General features: G+C 31.5%; 21 protein-coding genes and 1 pseudogene. 7 read left to right on the forward strand and 15 right to left on the reverse strand.

What is annotated here, in order from left to right; all coding sequences use genetic code 11:
- A complete protein-coding gene (locus tag QNK89_RS11560) occupies positions 1–291 on the forward strand; it encodes a hypothetical protein (RefSeq protein ID WP_340171322.1) in 291 nt (96 codons plus the stop codon).
- Here QNK89_RS11560 and QNK89_RS11565 read toward each other — a convergent pair.
- Positions 248–400 (reverse strand): hypothetical protein, encoded by a 153-nt coding sequence (locus tag QNK89_RS11565; RefSeq protein ID WP_340171323.1) that lies wholly within the window; start codon positions 398–400, stop codon positions 248–250. The genes QNK89_RS11560 and QNK89_RS11565 overlap by 44 nt on opposite strands.
- A 120-nt stretch (positions 401–520) precedes the next feature.
- On the opposite strand from QNK89_RS11565, the gene map reads away from it, so the two are divergent.
- Both map and QNK89_RS11575 read left to right on the forward strand, forming a co-directional pair.
- Complete coding sequence (map, locus tag QNK89_RS11570) at positions 521–1,339, forward strand: type I methionyl aminopeptidase (RefSeq protein WP_340171324.1); 819 nt, start codon at positions 521–523, stop codon at positions 1,337–1,339.
- An 8-nt stretch (positions 1,340–1,347) separates the two neighbouring features.
- The gene (locus QNK89_RS11575) at positions 1,348–2,112 is read left to right on the forward strand and encodes a methyltransferase domain-containing protein (RefSeq protein ID WP_340171325.1); all 765 of its coding nucleotides are present in this window, start codon (positions 1,348–1,350) and stop codon (positions 2,110–2,112) included.
- Positions 2,113–2,314: 202 nt separating this feature from the next.
- On the opposite strand, the gene QNK89_RS11580 is transcribed toward QNK89_RS11575, so the two are convergent.
- The 10 genes from QNK89_RS11580 to QNK89_RS11625 all read right to left on the reverse strand — a co-directional run bounded on the left by QNK89_RS11580 (position 2,315) and on the right by QNK89_RS11625 (position 12,153).
- A complete protein-coding gene (locus QNK89_RS11580; protein WP_340171326.1) occupies positions 2,315–3,289 on the reverse strand; it encodes an FAD:protein FMN transferase in 975 nt (324 codons plus the stop codon).
- Positions 3,290–3,667, reverse strand: coding sequence for a Na(+)-translocating NADH-quinone reductase subunit F (locus QNK89_RS11585; protein WP_340171327.1), 378 nt, complete (start codon positions 3,665–3,667; stop codon positions 3,290–3,292).
- 67 nt (positions 3,668–3,734) lie between these two features.
- Positions 3,735–4,607: a DUF4846 domain-containing protein gene (locus QNK89_RS11590; protein WP_340171328.1), complete on the reverse strand. Its 873-nt coding sequence runs from the start codon at positions 4,605–4,607 to the stop codon at positions 3,735–3,737.
- Between the two features lie 157 nt (positions 4,608–4,764).
- Positions 4,765–4,917, reverse strand: a complete 153-nt coding sequence (locus QNK89_RS11595; protein ID WP_340171329.1) for a hypothetical protein — start codon at positions 4,915–4,917, stop codon at positions 4,765–4,767.
- 1,042 nt (positions 4,918–5,959) lie between these two features.
- Positions 5,960–7,273, reverse strand: a complete 1,314-nt coding sequence (gene nqrF, locus QNK89_RS11600; RefSeq protein ID WP_340171330.1) for an NADH:ubiquinone reductase (Na(+)-transporting) subunit F — start codon at positions 7,271–7,273, stop codon at positions 5,960–5,962.
- A 1-nt stretch (position 7,274) separates the two neighbouring features.
- Positions 7,275–8,012, reverse strand: coding sequence for an NADH:ubiquinone reductase (Na(+)-transporting) subunit E (gene nqrE / locus QNK89_RS11605; RefSeq protein ID WP_340171331.1), 738 nt, complete (start codon positions 8,010–8,012; stop codon positions 7,275–7,277).
- A gap of 35 nt (positions 8,013–8,047) precedes the next feature.
- Positions 8,048–8,707: an NADH:ubiquinone reductase (Na(+)-transporting) subunit D gene (locus QNK89_RS11610; protein WP_340171332.1), complete on the reverse strand. Its 660-nt coding sequence runs from the start codon at positions 8,705–8,707 to the stop codon at positions 8,048–8,050.
- A 1-nt stretch (position 8,708) separates the two neighbouring features.
- Positions 8,709–9,518 (reverse strand): Na(+)-translocating NADH-quinone reductase subunit C, encoded by an 810-nt coding sequence (locus QNK89_RS11615; RefSeq protein WP_340171333.1) that lies wholly within the window; start codon positions 9,516–9,518, stop codon positions 8,709–8,711.
- Positions 9,519–9,520: 2 nt separating this feature from the next.
- Positions 9,521–10,798 (reverse strand): NADH:ubiquinone reductase (Na(+)-transporting) subunit B, encoded by a 1,278-nt coding sequence (locus QNK89_RS11620; RefSeq protein WP_340171334.1) that lies wholly within the window; start codon positions 10,796–10,798, stop codon positions 9,521–9,523.
- Positions 10,798–12,153, reverse strand: a complete 1,356-nt coding sequence (locus QNK89_RS11625; protein ID WP_340171335.1) for a Na(+)-translocating NADH-quinone reductase subunit A — start codon at positions 12,151–12,153, stop codon at positions 10,798–10,800. Before QNK89_RS11625 ends, QNK89_RS11620 begins: the two co-directional genes overlap by 1 nt.
- Positions 12,154–12,334: 181 nt before the next feature.
- Between QNK89_RS11625 and QNK89_RS11630 the strand changes: the two genes are divergently transcribed.
- Both QNK89_RS11630 and apaG read left to right on the forward strand, forming a co-directional pair.
- Entirely contained in the window at positions 12,335–13,591 is a 1,257-nt protein-coding gene (locus QNK89_RS11630) for a type IX secretion system plug protein domain-containing protein (RefSeq protein WP_340171336.1), read from the forward strand.
- Positions 13,592–13,687: 96 nt separating this feature from the next.
- Complete coding sequence (gene apaG, locus QNK89_RS11635) at positions 13,688–14,074, forward strand: Co2+/Mg2+ efflux protein ApaG (protein WP_340171337.1); 387 nt, start codon at positions 13,688–13,690, stop codon at positions 14,072–14,074.
- A gap of 102 nt (positions 14,075–14,176) precedes the next feature.
- On the opposite strand, the gene QNK89_RS11640 is transcribed toward apaG, so the two are convergent.
- The 4 genes and pseudogenes from QNK89_RS11640 to QNK89_RS11655 form a co-directional block, all read right to left on the reverse strand.
- Positions 14,177–14,635: a DUF6695 family protein gene (locus tag QNK89_RS11640; RefSeq protein ID WP_340171367.1), complete on the reverse strand. Its 459-nt coding sequence runs from the start codon at positions 14,633–14,635 to the stop codon at positions 14,177–14,179.
- On the reverse strand, positions 14,584–15,060 hold the full coding sequence (locus QNK89_RS11645) for a DUF6695 family protein (protein WP_340171368.1): 477 nt from the start codon (positions 15,058–15,060) through the stop codon (positions 14,584–14,586). The genes QNK89_RS11640 and QNK89_RS11645 overlap by 52 nt, the downstream gene beginning before the upstream one ends.
- Positions 15,056–15,517 (reverse strand): hypothetical protein, encoded by a 462-nt coding sequence (locus QNK89_RS11650; protein WP_340171338.1) that lies wholly within the window; start codon positions 15,515–15,517, stop codon positions 15,056–15,058. The genes QNK89_RS11645 and QNK89_RS11650 overlap by 5 nt, the downstream gene beginning before the upstream one ends.
- Before the next feature lie 36 nt (positions 15,518–15,553).
- Positions 15,554–15,703 (reverse strand): annotated as a pseudogene (locus tag QNK89_RS11655) (hypothetical protein); the annotation flags it as partial.
- 205 nt (positions 15,704–15,908) lie between these two features.
- Between QNK89_RS11655 and pruA the strand changes: the two are divergent.
- Both pruA and QNK89_RS11665 read left to right on the forward strand, forming a co-directional pair.
- Complete coding sequence (gene pruA / locus QNK89_RS11660) at positions 15,909–17,534, forward strand: L-glutamate gamma-semialdehyde dehydrogenase (protein WP_340171339.1); 1,626 nt, start codon at positions 15,909–15,911, stop codon at positions 17,532–17,534.
- Between the two features lie 138 nt (positions 17,535–17,672).
- Positions 17,673–20,126: a T9SS type A sorting domain-containing protein gene (locus tag QNK89_RS11665; RefSeq protein WP_340171340.1), complete on the forward strand. Its 2,454-nt coding sequence runs from the start codon at positions 17,673–17,675 to the stop codon at positions 20,124–20,126.
- The last annotated feature ends 9 nt before the right edge of the window (positions 20,127–20,135 follow it).

Below are 20,135 nucleotides of genomic sequence, written 5' to 3' on the forward strand. Positions count from 1 at the left end.
ATGTGGTCTGGGAATTTAAATGATGATGATATTGTACAATATTCTGGTACTAACCCAGACGTGCCAAGTATACTCTCAGTAGTTTTAAACGATTCAGGTAATTTTCTAAATTTCCTTTCCTATATAATAAATGGATATAATGCTAATGATGTGAATATGGATGGTAAAACCCAATACACAGATTCAGAACCAGACACGACTTTAATTTTACAAAATGTTTTAGCGCATCCAGGAAATTTTTTAAATTTCACTTCATATCAAATTCATGTTTTAACTCCTCATACCTATTAGTCATTGTGTGAATTAAAGCTTGTGGAGCCGCAGCTGCTGCTTGTATATAAACACGATTATTAGATTTTTTAACTTTTACTGCTTCTTCTGCACTAACTGGTGAAAACATATTTTAAAATTTTAGATTACAAAAATACAATCTAAAACATTTTAAAAACCTACCAAAAGTCATATTCTAAGAAGAAAAAAGCAGTTTATTTTAATTATATTTGTGCATATTTTTTTGAATATGATTATAGTAAAGACAAAAGAGGAAATTGAATTAATGCGAGAAGCTGCACTTGTAGTTTCTAAAACTTTAGGTGAAGTTGCAAAAGCCGTAAAACCAGGTGTTACTTCATTAGAGTTAGATGAAATTGCAGAAGCTTGCATTAGAGATCAAGGTGCAATACCTGGTTTTTTAGGTTTATATGACTTCCCTAATACACTTTGCATGAGTCCGAACTCGCAAGTAGTTCATGGTATACCAAATAAAACACCATTGGTAGAAGGCGATATTATTTCTATAGACTGTGGTGCTATAAAACATGGCTTTTATGGAGATCACGCATATACTTTTGGTGTTGGAGAAATAGATCCTGAAACCAAAAAATTACTTCAAGTAACCAAAGAATCTTTATATGTTGGTATAAAAGAATTAAAAGTTGGAAATCGTGTAGGCGATGTTGGCTATGCGATACAAAAATATTGCGAAGACCATGGTTATGGAGTAGTAAGAGAACTTGTTGGGCATGGCTTAGGGCTTGTTATGCATGAAGATCCAGAAATGCCAAACTATGGTAAACGTGGTCGTGGTAAAAAATTTATTGAAGGTATGGTTGTTGCTATAGAGCCAATGATAAATTTAGGAACACAACGCATTAAACAACATAGAGACGGTTGGACAATTACAACACAAGATGGCAAACCTAGCGCACATTTTGAACATGATGTAGCCATTGTAGATGGAAAGCCAGAAATACTATCCACTTTTGGTTATATATACGATGCTTTAGGTATAGAAAGTAATGAAGAAGATGAATTTAGACAGAAGGCTTTGGTGCTTTAAATATGAAAATGAAACATCTTTTATCAATTACACTAAATTTAGTCCCAAGACCTTTACTTATAATGTTAAGCTATATTATTCACCCAATTCTAGCATTCCTTTTAAAAGGAAATAATTATACAGACCCAATAGATAACAAAAGCTTTAAAAGGTTTTTATCTTATGGCTATGAAAAACAGCGTAATAATGTACTCTCACCTTCCACACTTTCTCTAGAGCGCCATAGGCTATTGTGGTTATACCTCCAGAATGAAACCGATTTTTTTACTGCAAAAAAAAATGTGCTACACTTTGCGCCCGAACAATGTTTTTTAAAACGTTTTAAAACGTTAAAAAATATAGAGTATACTACTACAGATTTAGAATCGCCAATTGCTGATGTGAAAGCGGATATATGTAATCTTCCATTTGAAGATAATAGTTACGATATTATACTTTGTAATCACGTTTTAGAACACATACCAGATGACACTAAAGCCATGCAAGAGCTATATCGTGTAATGAAACCTGGTGGTTATGGTATTTTTCAGGTTCCTCAAGATTTATCTCGAGAGAAAACTTTTGAAAACCATTCTATTACAAACAAAAAAGAACGCGCAAAAATATTTGGGCAATACGACCATGTACGCGTTTATGGTCGTGACTATTTTAACAAACTTAGAAGTATTAGTTTTAAGGTTAAAGAAGTCGATTACACTTTAATACTTTCTAAAGAAGAAGTAAACAAATACTGCTTGGCTAAAGGTGAAATTATTCCTGTAGTTTATAAATAAAAAATACAATGACACAAGAAATTATAATTGCAAATGGTGCATTTTTTGGTATGCTTTCATTCTAGTTTTTATAATTGGAATTTTAAGACTACTTATTTTCCAGTTACTTTATATATTATTTGTAAAGTTGCGTGATTAGATTCGTCTTTATTAGATTAAACTTCTAAAAGTCGCTTTTGGGCTTCTAAACATAAAAATTAAATTAATCTAAAAAACTATTTAAGGCAAGTGTTTCTATTTCTTTTTTAGAATTTTCGAAAATTATATAAACTTTTAACTCTGGATGATTTTGCAAAAAAGCTTTTGTTTTTTCTACTCCCATTGCTTGAAACGCTGTTGCATAACCATCAGCTAACATACAACTTTTGGTAATTACTGAGACACTTAATATATTTGTTTTGGTAGGATATCCTGTGTTTGTATTTATAATATGTGCATATCTATTTCCCTCATCGTCTAGTTTATATTTTCTATAGGTTCCAGATGTTGCCATCGCTTCATCTTTTAAAACAAATATTAAATTTGTACTCTGTGAACCATCAAAATTTGGGTTTTCTATTCCTACAGTCCAACCACTTTGCTTTACTACATTAACCCCTTTAGTTCTTAACTCTCCTCCAATATTAACCATGTAGTTAGTAATTTCTTTTTCTTCTAGAAACTCACCTATTACATCTACAGCATAACCTTTTGCAATCGCATTAAAATCTATATAAGGTATTGGCTCTTTTTTGTGCAATTTATTTTTCTCTAAAACCACACGTTCGAAGCCAACATACTGCATTAAACTATCTACTTTTATACTGTCTAATTTCGTTTTATTCTCCTCTGAACCAAAATTCCAACTATTAACTAATTTTCCGATAGTTGGGTCGAAAACACCATTTGTTTGATTGTAGATTACTTTTGAAGCATTAAAAACATTTATAAAATGGGAATCTACTGTATCTAATTCATTTATATTAATTTTTGAAATATCGGAATCTGCTTGATAATTAGACATCGACTTGTTAATAATAAAAAACAAACTATCTATTTGCTTCTGGCAATTTTCTTTTGAAGCATAAGTTACATCGTAAAAAGTGCCAAATATAGGACCAGAAAGTCTAATATTATTAGGTTCTTGTTTACAAGAAAACACAAAGAACATAGAGAGTAAAAAGTAATAATAACGCATTTAATTTAAATTAGTTTCTAGAACTTGAATACCATTGTATTCTATTAAATATTCTTGATTTAAAAGTACAGGTAAAGACTCTCCATTTGGATTTCCTAAACCTACTCCTGCATACAAAACTTTAGCATTGTGTTCGCGAGCATGTTCTTTAAAAGATTCCATCCAAACTATATCATAATTATTAGCGTTATCAGGAAGCTTTACAGCTCTTACAATTACAAAAAAATATTGCTTATTAGCATCCATACAAACAAATTGAGGATGCTTTTTTAACTTACTATTTATGGCTATAAATTCGAAACCTCTTTTTTCTAAATCTTTACCAACATGGTTCATGGCTAGATTATGAAGTTCTTGTGGTGATAATGCTTTACTCATTATACAAAAATACAAAAGGGTTTTATTAATAAAAAGTAGTTTCTATAACAAGTGGAAAAAGAGCTAACTATTTAAATCTAGCAAATTTAGAATCGTAAAAAGTATAATTAGATACTGGTATTACAGTATTAGTTTTTAAACTATACCATGGTGATATTAAATTATTTTTTAGATTCTTTACTAAATGTACACTTTGTGCTGGAGTATTACCTTGAAATAATAAAAACAAAGACTCTCCTTTAGTGTTTACAACCTGATCTGTTAAAATTACTATATGTCCTGGACTGCCTCCTTTTATTAGTACATCTCCAATTCTTAAGTCTTTAATAGAAGTTACTGATTTTAATTCTTGAGATAAAGATAATGTGCCAGAATACATATAGATAAGATTAAGGTATTTGTAAAAATTATTTTTTGTGTGATTAACTGTTGCTGTTTTACTAAACGTTACTTTATTTCCATTAATTTTTGGTCTGTATCCTTGTGCATATTTTTTCCATGAGCAGTAATGACCAGAGGTGAAATTAAAGCCTATTTCTTTTTTTTTATTACTATCCCAAAGGTATTCACTTCTTATCCTTATTAAAGCATCTGCGCATTGCTGTAACCCATTTTTAGGCACTGGAATATTCAATATACCTACATGGCCTTGCTGCCAATAATATTCGCTGTCATCATAATTTATTATCTTACTTCCAAAGGGCTTTAACTTATAGTTTCTAAGATATTCTTCAAAAGAGCCTTTAGAATAGTTTACACGTTTAAAATCTTTTGGCGCTTTTACTCTTGAAGATATAGTTAAACTATCCTCATTAATTAAATTTTCTTCAGAAATAATTGATTTGGAAACATAACTTACTGTTTCTTTGAATGGTTTAAATTGAAGCGCAATGGCAACTATAGATGCTATAACAAAAAATATGATTAATAGTTTCTTCATTTTTAAAAATTATGTTCAATATATAGAACATGTTTTTAAAGAATTTATTTCAACTGATTATCTAAAATAAAACGAGTATTTATTTCTAAGTAAAAAATTAAAAAGCACCTACTGATAAATTCAGTAGGTACTTTTATGTTCTAATAGTTTTTTCTATTTAGTTTTCTGGTAATTGTTCTTGAATTTGATATGTACTAAAATTTAGAAAGTTGTCTGGATGTCCTAACACATTTTGAAGTATAAAAGGTGTATCATCTACAAAGTCATCATAATTACAATTACCATCTCCCCCAAATATGTCTAAGTCCAATACAGTGACCTACTTCGTGTGTTAATGTTCTCCCTAAGTTATATGGTGCTGCTGAACCAGGTAAATCTCTAGAACCTATAGTTCCATATCCACATACTACTCCGTCATTTAAAGCACTTCCACCATCTGTATGGAAACCTTGTAGAGTAGAATTACTTGGGAATTGTGCATAACCTAATAATTCTCCCTGTAAATCTGCAGTCCAAACATTTGCATAAACACTACGATCCCATATTGTAGCATGCTTAATTTCTAAACCTCCATCTCCTAAATCGAAATCTGTAGATGAAAAAGGACCTGCACCAAAACTTGTTACTCTATTAACTCCTGGTGCAGCTAAAGGATTAACGTTTGGGTTTATTGTAGCCGGAACGAATACTATTTCTAAATCTGCTGAAACAGCATAACTACTTTGTGTTCCGTTAACACCACCTTGATCACTAAAATCTAAATTTAATTGATCTATTTGTGCTTGAACTATTGCATCAGATAGATTTGTTGGTCCTGACCCACTAGTAATAATAGGAACATTTACTACTGCTTTTTGAAATTTATCGTTAGCTTTTGCTTGTGCTATTTCCTGTCTTTTTGCTTCAATTAATGGTTATATGCAATTCTCGAAAGCATCTTTATAACCTGAAACTCTTGCTCTATACTCTCTTCTTTGATGCATTTCAACCGAGACACATCTAACATAACCTGTCTCATCTAGAGACCTTTGGTCATCAATTATTAACTCTAAACCAGCTATATTCTTAGCCGTATCAGAACTCTCATTACTTTTTGTATTATTCTTTGATTGTTGTGCATTTATTGTGGATACACTTAAAAATAAAAAAAAGAGTATAAACCCTTTTAAAGTAGTATTATTAATAACATTGGGGATTTTAATTAACTAATTGCAAAGATAACAATTTATAAATTATAATAATATAAAGTCTCTTTAATCAATAATATTAGATATTATACTTTATATCGTAAGTCTAAAAATTAAAAAGCCGGAACTAAAAGTTCTGGCTTTAAAATAAAATTTACTCTATAATTATCCTCCAAAGTCATCAAATCTAATATGCTCGTCTGGAATTCCATAATCTTCTCCCATTTTTTGAACCGCTTGATTCATTAATGGTGGTCCACAGAAGTATAATTCTATATCTTCTGGTGACTCATGATGACTTAAGTAATTATCAATAACACAGTTATGTATAAATCCTACAAATCCATCACCTTCTGCATCATTAATATCTTTTTTAACTTTCCAGTTATCACTTTCCATTGGTTCAGATAAAGCTAAATAGAACTTGAAATTTGGGAAATCTTTTTCTAAAGCTCTAAAATAATGGATATAAAATAACTCAGCTTTAGAACGCCCACCATACCAATATGTAACTTTTCGTCCTGTTTTTATAGTTCTAAACAATTCGTATAAATGAGAACGCATTGGTGCCATTCCAGCTCCTCCACCTACGTATAACATTTCTGAGTCAGACTCGTTTATAAAGAATTCACCATATGGTCCAGAAATAGTAACTTTATCTCCTACTTTTTGGTTAAAAATATAAGAAGAGGCTACTCCTGGATTTACATCCATCCATCCACCTTTTAATCTATCAAAAGGAGGTGAAGCTACACGTACGTTAAGCATTATTTTTCTTCCTTCTGCAGGATAAGAAGCCATAGAATAGGCACGTTCAACTAGCTCTTCGTTTTTCATTACTAAAGGCCATAAACCAAACTTTTCCCAATCTGCTTTAAATTTATCTGGTTCACCTGGATGATCTTCTGGGTGAGCAGACACATCCATATCTGAATATTTTATTTCGCAATTAGGGATTTCAATTTGAATATATCCACCTGCTTTATAATTCATGTCTTCAGGAATTTCTACTACAAATTCCTTTATAAATGTTGCCACGTTATAATTAGAAACTACAGTTGCTTCCCATTTTTTAATTCCGAAAACTTCTTCTGGAATTGTAATTTCCATATCTTGTTTTACTTTAACTTGACAAGATAAACGTGCTCCATGAGCTAATTCTTTTCTAGAAAAGTGAGGTGTTTCTGTAGGAAGTGCTTCGCCTCCTCCTGATAAAACGTGACATTCACATTGAATACAAGTTCCACCACCACCACAAGCTGATGGTAAGAAAATTTTATTTCCACCTAAAGTAGACAGTAATGTACTACCTGAAGCTACTTCTATTTCACGCTCTCCATTAATTAAAATCTTAACTGGGCCTGAAGGCGATAATTTTTGCTTTACAAATAATAATATACTTACAAGTGTTAAGGCTATTATTAAAAATGCAAATACTGTTGTTATAACAGTTCCTAGTGTTCCTGCTGCTAAAATCATATTAATTAATTATTTTAGTGTTTTCAGCTAATTCTTTAGCTTCTTCTTCAGTTTGGTTATTCTCTACTTGAGTTGTAGGTTTTGCTGGTGCTTCTTCTTCTTCACCACCTGTTAACATCCCACCAAAACTTAAAAATCCAATTCCCATTAAACCTGTGATAATGAAAGTGATCCCTAATCCTCTTAAAGGTGCTGGCACGTTAGAATATCTAATTTTCTCTCTAATAGCAGCTATAGCTAATATTGCTAAAAACCAACCTATTCCAGATGAAATACCATAATTAAGTGCTAATCCAAAAGATTCTATCTCTCTTGATTGCATAAATAAAGAACCACCTAAGATGGCACAGTTTACAGCAATTAATGGTAAGAAAATACCCAAAGAGTTATATAATGAAGGTGAAAACTTCTCTACTACTATTTCTACTAATTGTACCATGGTTGCAATGGTTGCAATAAACATGATAAAAGAAAGAAATCCTAAATCCATACCAGAGAAACCTTCTCCATTAGAACTTCCATCTAACCAAGCTAATGCTCCTGGTTGTAATAAGTACTGATCTAATAGCCAGTTTAAAGGTACTGTAATAGCTAATACAAAAATAACTGCTGCTCCAAGTCCTACTGCTGTTGCTACTTTTTTAGAAACGGCTAAGTATGAACACATACCCAAGAAAACCGCAAACACCATATTGTCAACAAAAATTGACTTGAAAAATAATTCTAAATGTTCTATCATTTTTTTATTCTTTTAATTCAGGATAACACTCTGTGTTAATCTTCTATTAATGCTTTATTTCTACTACGTTGAACCCATATAATAAGACCTACTATTATTAATGCCATTGGTGGCATTAACATAAATCCATTATTCTCGTAACCGAATGCATAAACACCAGTTGGTCCAGTTTCTGGACTACCAATTGGATCTCCTAATACTGGAATTCCAAAAAGTGTTCCTGATCCTAATAATTCTCTAAAGAATCCTACAATCACTAATATAACTGCATAACCTAATGCATTACCTATTCCATCTAAAAATGATTGCCATGGTTTGTTAGCTAAAGCAAAAGCTTCAAAACGTCCCATAATTATACAATTGGTAATAATTAATCCAATAAATACAGAAAGTGTTTTACTTAAATCATAAGCAAATGCTTTTAGTACTTGGTCTACAATAATTACCAAAGCAGCAACTACTATTAATTGAACAATAATTCTAATTTTTGAAGGAATGATGTTTCTCATTAATGAGATTACAACATTACCAACACCTAGTACAAATAATACAGCGACTCCCATTACTAGAGAAGCTTTTAGCTCTGCAGTAATTGCTAACGCAGAACAAATTCCTAATACTTGAATAGTAATTGGGTTATTATCTGCTAATGGATCTATGATTAACTTTGCGTCTTTTTTTGAAAGTAGTCCCATATTAGTTGTTATTCATTTTTAAGTTCATAAAGTATGGCATGTACAATTTTAAATCTTTCTTTATCATTGCAGATACTCCATCTCCAGTAATAGTTGCACCAGCTAATGCATCTACTTCATAATCATCTTTATCGTTATTAACAGGATCGTTATTTCCTTTAGCTACTTTGATACCTTTAAAAACACCAGCATCTGTTAATAATTTCTCTCCTTTAAAGTCATCCATAAAGTAACGCTGTTTGATATTTGCTCCTAAACCAGGTGTTTCTCCAGCATGATCAAAAAATGCTCCTTGTACAACCATGTTTTCGTCTAAGGCAACGTAACCCCAAATAGCATCCCAAAGGCCTTTTCCTCTAACTACAGTTACATAAACTGTTTTTCCATCTTGCAGTCCTTTGAATAGTGGTAAAAATCTAGATTCACCATTTTTTGCTTTGGTTTGCTCTTTTTTAATGTCTATTAAAAAGGGTTCTTTTCCGGCACCTTGGTCTTTAGATTTCATAAACTCATCTCGAGTCATTACTTTTAAAACCTTACCATCTTTTACTTCTAAAACAATTTGTTCTGAAACATTTGCAGTAAAAGACTCTACTGCTTTTTCTTTAGCAACAAAAGTAATATCTCCAGCACTTTCATTACCATTAACTCCCATAGCATAAAGAATATTCTGCTGCTTTTCAATTTCTTTATTTTTTGTAATAGCAGGTTTTAAAGAAGACGCTGTAAACGCTAATAATGAACCGACTACTAAAACCATTGCAATAGCAAATAGTATTGTATATGAATTTTTATCTGTATTAATTGCCATAATTATGCTGTTTTAACTTTTAAACGTTTCATTCTGCGTTTAACATTGCCTTGAATCACATAGTGATCGATTGTTGGTGCAAATACGTTCATTAATAAAATCGCTAAGAATACTCCTTCTGGATAGGCTGGATTAAATACACGAATCATTATTGAAATGAAACCTATTAAAAATCCATATATCCATTTTCCTTTATTGGTTTGAGAGGCCGTTACTGGATCTGTTGCCATATAAACAGCACCAAATAATATACTACCGACAATTAAATGTTGCCAGAATGGTAAGTTCATTAATCCGTAGAATTTACTTGATTCTCCAATCCACTCTGCAGAAACAACACCATTAAATATTAATCCCATTGTTAAAGCTCCAATTAGAGTACTTAGTATAATTCTCCAGCTTCCTGCTTTAGAAAAGATAAGTAATCCTGCTCCAACTAAAATTAATAATTTTGAAGTCTCACCTATAGATCCTGGAATAAAACCGAAAAACATATCACTCATTGAGTATAATTCTGCTGCTCTATCTCCATAGGTTGTAACTACGTCTGCAGCACCATTAACACCTTCAACGGTTAAATTCTGACCTGCTTTTGCGTAAAATCCTAACATTGTTTCTCCAGATATTGCATCTGGACCTCCAGCCATTTCTGTAGCTTTGTGAACCCAAACTTTATCTCCTGACATCCATGTTGGATAAGCAAAAAACAAAAATGCACGAATAGTTAAAGCTGGATTTAGAATATTCATTCCTGTTCCTCCAAAAACTTCTTTACCTATTACTACACCAAAAACAACAGCAACTGCTAACATCCATAGTGGAATATCTACTGGTACAATTAATGGCACTAACATTCCTGTTACTAAATAGCCTTCTTCTACTTCGTGACCTTTTATTACTGCAAAAATAAATTCTACAATAAGTCCAACTCCATAAGAAACAATAACAAGTGGCAAAACCGTCCAGGCTCCTATAATAAAATTATCCCATGTTAAAAAGTTTCCTAGTACAGAAACTTCTCTAATAATTCCATTTGCAGCGTATATGGCTGAATAATGTTGGTAACCAGCATTAAACATTCCAAAGATTAAACACGGTACCATTGCCATAATAACTATGTTCATGGTACGTTTTAAATCATCTGCAGCTTTTATATGAGTTCCATTGTGTGTCGTCTCATTTGGCAAGTATAAAAAGGTATGGATTGCATTAAACGCAGGAGCCATTTTTGTGCCTTTATACTTTTCTTTTAAATTGTGTAAATTACTTTTTAAACCCATTATCCTATTTCTTTAAGCATTAAGTCTAAACCTTTTCTAATTATTTCTTGATGTGGTTGCTTAGACACACAAACAAATTCTGTTAAGGCGAAATCTTCTGGAGCAACTTCGTACATTCCTAAAGCCTCCATTTCATCTAAATCTTGATACATACAAGCTTTTAAGATTTGTAATGGAAAAATATCTAATGGAAAAACTTGTTCGTAAGTTCCTGTTAATACAAATGCTCTATGTTCTCCATTTGTATTAGTATTTAAAGCAAATTCTTTCTTTGGTGTCAACCAAGAAAAAGTTAAAGCCCTTGATGTTGATACTTTATTAAAAATTGGCTTATTCCATCCAAAAAACTCGTAATCGTCTCCTTCTGGAATTACCGTAATTACATTACTGTAGTAATCTAGATTTCCATCTGGTTTTACATGTGTTCCAGATAAAACATTTCCAGATATAATTCTATCGTTACCATCTTTATCGACACCATTATCGTAAACCATAGTCGCGATTTCACTCCCAATTTTTGTTTTAAAATAACGTGGCTTCTTTACAGAAGAACCAGCAAAAGCGACTAAACGTTCTGCATTAAATTTCCCTGTTAATAACAATTCTCCAATAATAACTAAATCTTGAGCAGCAACAGTCCAAACTGTTTCACCTTTGTTTATTGGGTCTATTTTATTTATTAACGTTCCAACATTTCCTGCTGGATGCGGTCCAGAAACCTTGTGTATAGAAACACCAGATAATCCTGCTAATGGTGAATTTCCATTTTTACCAACTACTACATGAACATGTCCTTCAGTTAATTTGGCTAAAGCTGAAACAGCAGCTTGCAGCTCTGCTTCTTTTCCTGCTAAAGCATAATCCAAATCTGCGGCTAAAGGAGCACTAGCATAACCAGAAACAAAAATTGCTTTTGGTGCTACTTCTGAGTTTGCAATCACATCGTAGGGACGTTGTTTTACAAAAGCCCAACAACCTGAAGCTAATAATCTTGCTCTAATGTCTTCTGCTTTTGCAGATTCTACATTTAAAGTTCCAAAATCTTCATAAGACTGTTCTTTGTCTGCTTGAATTTTTACTGAAAGTATTTTTCGTTTTTGTCCACGAGCAATCTCAACAACTTCTCCAGAAACTGGCGAAGCAAATTTTACGTTTTCGTTGGATTTATTGAAAAATAAAGCCTGACCAGCTTTAACTTTCTCTCCAACTTTTACCGATAATTTTGGAATTACACTATGAAAATCTTGTGGTCTAACTGTACAAGTGTTACTTACTATGGCATTTTCAGTTACCATTTCTGCAGCACCCTTTAGTTTTATATCTAGACCTTTTTTAATCTTAATGTCGTTTGACATGTGTATAAATCTATTTGTTAATAGTTTAGTAATATGATTTTATGAGGATAAAAAATCGGTGCAAAAATACGAATTAATAATAAAGATTTCACAATAATTGAATAGATATTTAGATAGTTTTAACTAACCTGAAAAATAGGTATGGATTTTGTTTATCTTTATACACCTTAAAACCTTATAAATGAGAATTTACATTAAACATTTTTTGTTTTTTTTTATAGCTTCAATTTCTTTTAATACATACAGTCAAATTGAAGAAATAAATCCTACCGAAGAAATTAAAACTATAACTTTTAAAGGTGATACACCAGAAAGTCAATTACCAATTTTAAGACTTGGCGAATACCTTGTACTTGAGTTCGATGTTTTAAATGGAAATGAGGACGATTATTACTATGAAATAAAACATTACAATTACGACTGGACACCATCAATATTAGTAGAGTCAGAATACCTGCAAGGCTTTAATGAACAACGTATAAGAACATGGGACAATTCATTTAACACCTATCAAATATATTCACATTTTACATTAAAAATTCCTAACCAACAAACTCGAGCCATAACAAAATCTGGGAATTACATTATTACCATATATAATGAAGATGACGAAATAGAGTTTACTAGAAAATTCATGATCTATGAAGATATTGCCAATGTAGGCTTAGCCATTAAACGTTCTAGAGATGTAAGTGATATTAAAGAAAGACAATCTGTAGATATAGCTATTAACTCTTCAGCATTAAGATTCAATAACCCTTTAGAAACTATAAAAACAGTAATTATTCAGAATAACAATTTAAAAACTGCTATTATGAACATAAAACCTCAATATATTTTAGGTAACGAATTACAATACCGCTACATAAAAGAAACTAGCTTTTATGCAGGAAACGAATACTTGTATTTTGAAAACAAAGACCTAAGAGGCGCAAATACTGGTGTTCAGTTTATAGAATTAATAGAGCTTTACAACAGTCATTTATACAGAAATATCTTACGTGCAGATAGAGATTATACTTACAATCAATATATTAATGGTAATTTTTTAATTACAGCATTAGATACTGACAATCCAAAAATTGGAGCAGATTACGCTCAAGTTCATTTTACTCTAGAATTAAACAAATTAAGCAAAGGACAAACGGTACATGTTTACGGAAATTTTAATAACTATACTTTAGACGAAACAACACAACTAAGCTATTTCGAAGACGAAAGTACTTACGAAGGAAAACTATTATTAAAACAAGGTTTTTATAGTTATAAGTATGTTATAAAAAACAAAGATGGCAGTATAGATGAAAACGCAATTAGCGGTAATTTTCATCAAACCGAAAACAACTACAAAGTGCTAGTGTATTACAGAGACTTGGGTGCACGATACGATCGAATAATAGGCGTAGGTGAAGCAAACTCTATAAACATAACAAACTAAACTATTAAAGATTAGTTAAAAATAGCCTTCCACAAACCTTATTTATTGCTATTATTAAGCTAATTCATTACTTTAGCTTAGAAATAAACATACAGAATGGTTCAACAAGTAACAAGTGGTATCAAAATTTCTGTAGTAACAAATTTTGAAGGCACATTTTATAAAAACTATAAAATACATTTTGCCTTTGGTTATAATGTTACTATAGAAAACCAGAGCAAAGACACTGTACAGCTAAATAATAGACGTTGGACAATTCTTGATGCTTTAAATACTGTTGAAACTGTTTCTGGCGAAGGCGTAATAGGCTTAAAACCAGTATTAAAACACGGAGAATCTCACACTTACTCTTCTGGATGTTTATTAACTTCTCCTTTTGGAGCCATGAAAGGTTATTATAGCATGGTAAACTTTACAACTACAAAAAAGTTTAATGTTGCTATACCTACTTTTAAATTAAGCGCTCCTTTTGCTATAAATTAAAAGTCTTTTCTATTAAATTTATAAACCATATTATTCTGTTTTAAATAAAAGAAATGGCAGTTTGAGTAATGAATAATTTGGTATGCTTTATTATAATTAAAACTAGAGTCTTGAAATGTAAATAGCATCACAATCTATATTTCCATAAGGTGAAATACGCTTGTAGCGATATTGGTTTACTGTTTGGATTTCATAAATCTTGTACCAAGCACCAGCCGCAATAACAGAGATCCATTGTGCTTTTTTATCTAGACCTTCTACTTTTTTTGGAATAATTGTTCCTACAGGATTAGGTTTATACCCTCTTAATCTATCTAGAAAACATTTTAAATTTTCGCTTTTTTGAGAACCCGTAAACTCCGAAATCAGAGCTTTATCTGAGACTTCGAATGAAAAATCATGAGTGTTAGCAAGCAAAACATTACCTACTGTACTAGGTGTAAACCATTTAGATTTTTGCAAAGCTTTTTTAATTTTAGAATCTGTAACTGAAACGATTAAACTATCTGTTACAAAACGCGCACAATTACAAGCGTCTTTTTTAAAAACTGCATAATAAATTCACGCTCTTGTATTTTAGTAATATGAGCTCTAGCTATATGGTAATTAATTTTATTACAAACCGAGGCAACTAACCTTCCATCACCATGCGTGATTTTAGGATTAGTAGCTAAAAATTTTAATATTCTATCAAGGTTTAAAATTTTATCACCCTCAATTTCTGCCTTAAAAGGAAACTGTAACTCATTATCAGTTAATACGCCACGAACTCTTCCGTTTGGCTCAGAGGTTATATAGCGACCAAAATCATGATATTCTAAAACCTTTGTCTCTTTATTTATTAAAACTAAAGCGGCATGTCCAGCAAGAACACTTGTTTTATTACCAACAACAACAAACCTTAGATATGGTGAGTACCATTCTTTGGCATGAGACACTATAGTATATGGATAGGCTAAAATTAAAACAAATGCCGTGTTACTAATTTATCAATACAAAAGAGTTTAAAATCTTAACCGAAGTTTCTTGAGTTTTTAAATTTATAAATTTTATTTCAATAGTATCACCAGTTTTTTCTATTTGAGTAATACTGGTCATTTTCACAAAACCTCGATGCATAATTACACCATAATCAGTATTACCTTTTCCTGCGGTTTTATGGAAATTTAAAATTGATTCAGAAGACAATTTGTTTTTAGTTTCAAAATCTTTAAACCATTGGTATCTCTCTGCTTTTTTTTCTTCAGTATATAAAGTTGAAGAAGACCATATGTGATTAGTTAAACCCAATTGGCTAAAATGCGCTTTATTACCATCCCAAACAATTTCATAGAAATTTAAACTGGTATTCCAATCTGCAACAACAATTGTAAAAGGTTCAATTCCTATATAGTTGTATAATTTAGCCTCGTCAATATTTTTTAAAGTTAATAAATCTGTCACAACAACACCTCTAATCTGTCTGTATTGTTGTTTTCTCTAATGAAGCACAAACCCTCCATTTAACAGACATACAACTCTATTCTTATTACTAGCTCCTATCCAACTTCCTCCAGACTGCTCATCTTTTGGTATCAACAATTCAGTAGTTTTAATAGTATGAAAACATGGCGATAATGCATTCCTATTTGGTGCTTCGTCTCAATTTGAAGTTAAGACAAAATCGTATTTGTTTTTAAAAAAAAGACTTACTGTACACATATATTGATAGTCAGAAAAAAGAATGACAATTTACAAAAAATTAAGAATTGTTTGACGTTTTCTTAAGTTTTAAATCTATAAAAATTTTGTAACTTTGGACTTCAATTTTTTACAAATAAAAACAACAAATAAAATGGGAAAAGGATTTTTTAATGTACCTATTGCAGTAAACGAACCTGTAAGAGCTTACGCTCCTGGATGCAAATATCGCGAAGCAATTTCGAAAGCTTACCAAAAAATGTATAATAGTGTATTAGACGTGCCAATGTACATTAATGGTAAAGATGTTTCAACTGGAAACACAAAACCTATGTCACCACCTCATGATCACAAACATGTTGTTGGTCACTACCATTTAGCAGAAATATCTCATATTGATGAGGCTATTTCTACTGCATTAGCAGCAAAAGAAAATTGGGCAAACATGCCATGGGAACACAGAGCAGGTATCTTTTTAAAAGCTGCTGAGTTAATTGCTGGACCATATAGAGCTAGAATAAATGCCGCTACAATGATGGCACAATCTAAAACAATACACCAAGCAGAAATTGATGCTTCATGTGAACTTATAGATTTTTTACGCTATAACGTACAGTACATGACAGATATGTTTCAAGAACAGCCAGAAAGTACAAGTGATGCATGGAACAGACTTGAATATAGACCTTTAGAAGGTTTTGTATACGCAGTCTCACCGTTTAACTTTACCGCTATTGCTGGAAATCTTCCATCTTGTATGGCAATGATGGGTAACGTTGTTTTATGGAAACCAAGTGACTCTCAAATCTATTCTGCAAAAGTTATTATGGATGTATTTGAAGAAGCTGGAGTTCCTCCAGGTGTAATAAACGTTGTTTTTGGGGATCCAAAAATGATTACTGATATTGTATTAGCAAGTCCAGATTTTTCAGGATTACACTTTACTGGATCAACTTACATATTTAAAGAACTTTGGAAACAAATTGGTAACAATATTCATAACTACAAAACATATCCTAAAATTGTTGGTGAAACTGGTGGGAAAGATTTTATTGTTGCACACAAAACAGCAAATCCAATTCAGGTAGCTACAGCAATTGCGCGTGGTGCTTTTGAGTTTCAAGGACAAAAATGTAGTGCAGCTTCTCGTGCTTATATTTCTAAAAGTATTTGGAATGAAGTTAAAGAGCAATTAGTTAAAGATGTAAAATCTTTTAAAATGGGTTCTCCAGCAAATATGGAAAACTTTATTACTGCCGTAATTCATGAAGGTTCTTTTGATAAGTTAGCAAAATATATTGATCAAGCTCAAGCAGACAAAAATGCAGATATTATTGTTGGTGGAGGTTACGACAAAAGCAAAGGTTACTTTATTGAGCCAACAGTTATTGTAACAGACGACCCTAAATACACTACAATGTGCGATGAGCTATTTGGACCTGTAATGACAATTTATGTTTTTGATGATAATAAATTCTCTGAAACATTAAAACTAGTTGATGAAACATCTGATTATGCATTAACTGGAGCTATTTTAGCTGCAGACCGTTATGCTGTAGTAGAGGCAACAAAAGCACTTCAAAATTGTGCTGGAAACTTTTATATAAACGACAAACCTACAGGTGCTGTTGTTGGACAACAACCATTTGGTGGAGCTAGAGGCTCTGGAACAAATGATAAAGCAGGTAGTATTTTAAACCTACAGCGTTGGGTGTCGCCAAGAATGATTAAAGAAACATTTGTAACACCTACAGATTACAGATATCCATTTTTAGGATAATAGCCATTTTTATTATAATTATTAAAAAACCCAAAGCATATAGCTCTGGGTTTTTTATTTTTCGCCTCGATTAATCTATGTTTAAAGCGCGAATTTAAAATTATGTATATTGTATTTTACTTTATTAAAAAAGTTACCATGAAACAAATCTACTTTATTGCAATTCTACTATACTCCTCATTTTGTTATTCGCAAAAATTCCAACCATTAGACTACTCTGGGTTTGATGTATCTGATTTAAAAACTAATCTTTTTGTTGAAAATGCCAGTCCATTATCATCTATAGCAAAAAATAGTGATACTTATTCTATGCTTGGTTTCATTCAACAATATAAAGAGTTTGCTAATAACAATAATGAGTTGTTTAACAACTTTAAGAATCTGCAACGCTTTAATATTCCAATTAATTCTTCTAGCATTATTAGTATTGGGCTAATGCATATAGAATATGAAGCCTTAAACAAAAACAATCTTAAAAACAATGACGTTTCTGTAAATAATGGCCTTGTTAGCAGGATAAATACTGATTATATTTTCAACTACAATACATCAACGCTTATCGCTCCATTAGCCTCAACTAAAAGAGGCTTAAACACCACTTATGTTTTAAATGATGATTTCTATATAAATAACACAAACAACTCTATTGTTTCTATTCAGGCCGATTTTAATAATGGTAATGGATTTATAGAATTAAATTTTAATACACCAGTTACAGTAAATTATACAGTAGAAGGCAAAAAAAACATCATATTCAATATAAAATTATCTAATGGAGAAATTACAACAAGGTATTCAAGCATTATTATTGAAAACTCTAAAAAAGATTTAAGTTCTCAAAATAAAATGACTCCATCTGATATTACATCTTCTATTGTTGCCAATTTATCTAATTATAATGGAGCAATATCACACGCTGGTTTGGCTGAATATGAAGTTTTTTTAGGTGCAGACAATAGTTTAGACAAGCCCATTTTTATTATTGATGGTTTCGATCCAAGCGATACAAGAAATATATCTGGAATATATGATTTATTAAATTTTGACGATAATGGTACAACACAAAATCTTGCAGACCAAGTAAGAAATAATGATGACTATGATGTGGTCTTAATTAATTTCCCTTCCTACTTTCTTTTATCTAATGGAACATTACAATCTCTGGAAAACTCGACAGATGTTAATGGAGATACTGTTATAGATGTACTTGATTATCCTGGAAGTTTATTAGTAGATGGTGGTGCAGATTTTATTGAGCGCAATGCTTTTAGTGTAGTCGAAGTAATAAATTTAATTAATTCGCAAAAAATAGGTAGCGAGGAGAATGTTATTATTGGCCCAAGCATGGGTGGACTTATAACTCGATACGCTTTAAATTATATGGAAGCTAATTCTATTGACCACGAAACACGTTTATGGCTATCTTTCGACTCTCCTCATTTAGGTGCAAATGTGCCAATTGGTTTTCAACATTTATTCAACTACTTAGGATACGGTCTAGATACATGGGTTGGTGATTTTAGTCTTGAAGCCGTTAGACCAATTGTAGATGGAATGTTAAAATCGGCTGCAGCAAGGCAAATGCTTACAGATCATTTTGAACCACATTTAGCAAATGGAGAAATTGCAGAATTTAATTCAAATATTCTACTACCAGTAGCACACCCTTACTCAACTATATTTTTTAACAGTATTAATAGCATGACAAGTACTGGTTTTCCTGAAACAACAAGAAATGTTTCCCTCATTAATGGAAGTGGAATTGGAAACCCTTATCAGGATAAAAACGGAAACGATTTAATTCCTGGAAACAAAGTAATTGATGCATTTTTGCCAGGAGTAGCAACCTTAACAGATGCCTATTTTGATACTTGGTTTACACCATTAGCCAATCAGACTATTAAAATTGATGATATATGGATAAATGCTCCTTGGATTTGTTTTTGTGACATTAATGCAGAGCCAGACTCTAGAGCTTTTTTATATTCTAATGGTGTAGATGCAGCTCCTGGAGGCCTATTTGACTTAGGTGCTCTAGCAGCTGGAATGGTTGGAACAGATGCAACAATTGATGCGTTTTTTGCCTCATTATCTACAGATTATTTTAATTTTATTCCAACAGTTAGTGGTATGGCTTTAAATACAAACCCAAACATAAATTGGTTTCAAAATATTAATTTAGGAATAGGAGATACACCTTGGGATGGAATTACAACCACTAACTCACAAACACCATTTGTAAACTGGTATATGCCAGACAATAACGAACCTCACGTAACATTAACTTCGGGAAATGTAGAATTTGCGTTAGACGAAATATTAAAAAAAGGAGACTTAAGTGTTAAGATTGTTCTTCAAGCACCTAAATTAAGCGTACATCCAAACCCAACTAATGGTAAAGTAACTATTAATAATATTAAATCAAAAACTAAATTAATAGTCTATAATATTTTAGGTAGACAATTATTAGAACAAGTACTTACACCTAATAAAAACAAAGTTGATATTAGCAATTATGCAAAAGGTGTTTATTTGTTTAGTTTAAAAGATGAAGATGGAAAATTAACTACTAAAAAGGTTGTTTTACAGTAAATCTATTTT

It is taken from the genome of Lacinutrix sp. (assembly GCF_037625555.1).
GTDB lineage: Bacteria > Bacteroidota > Bacteroidia > Flavobacteriales > Flavobacteriaceae > Lacinutrix.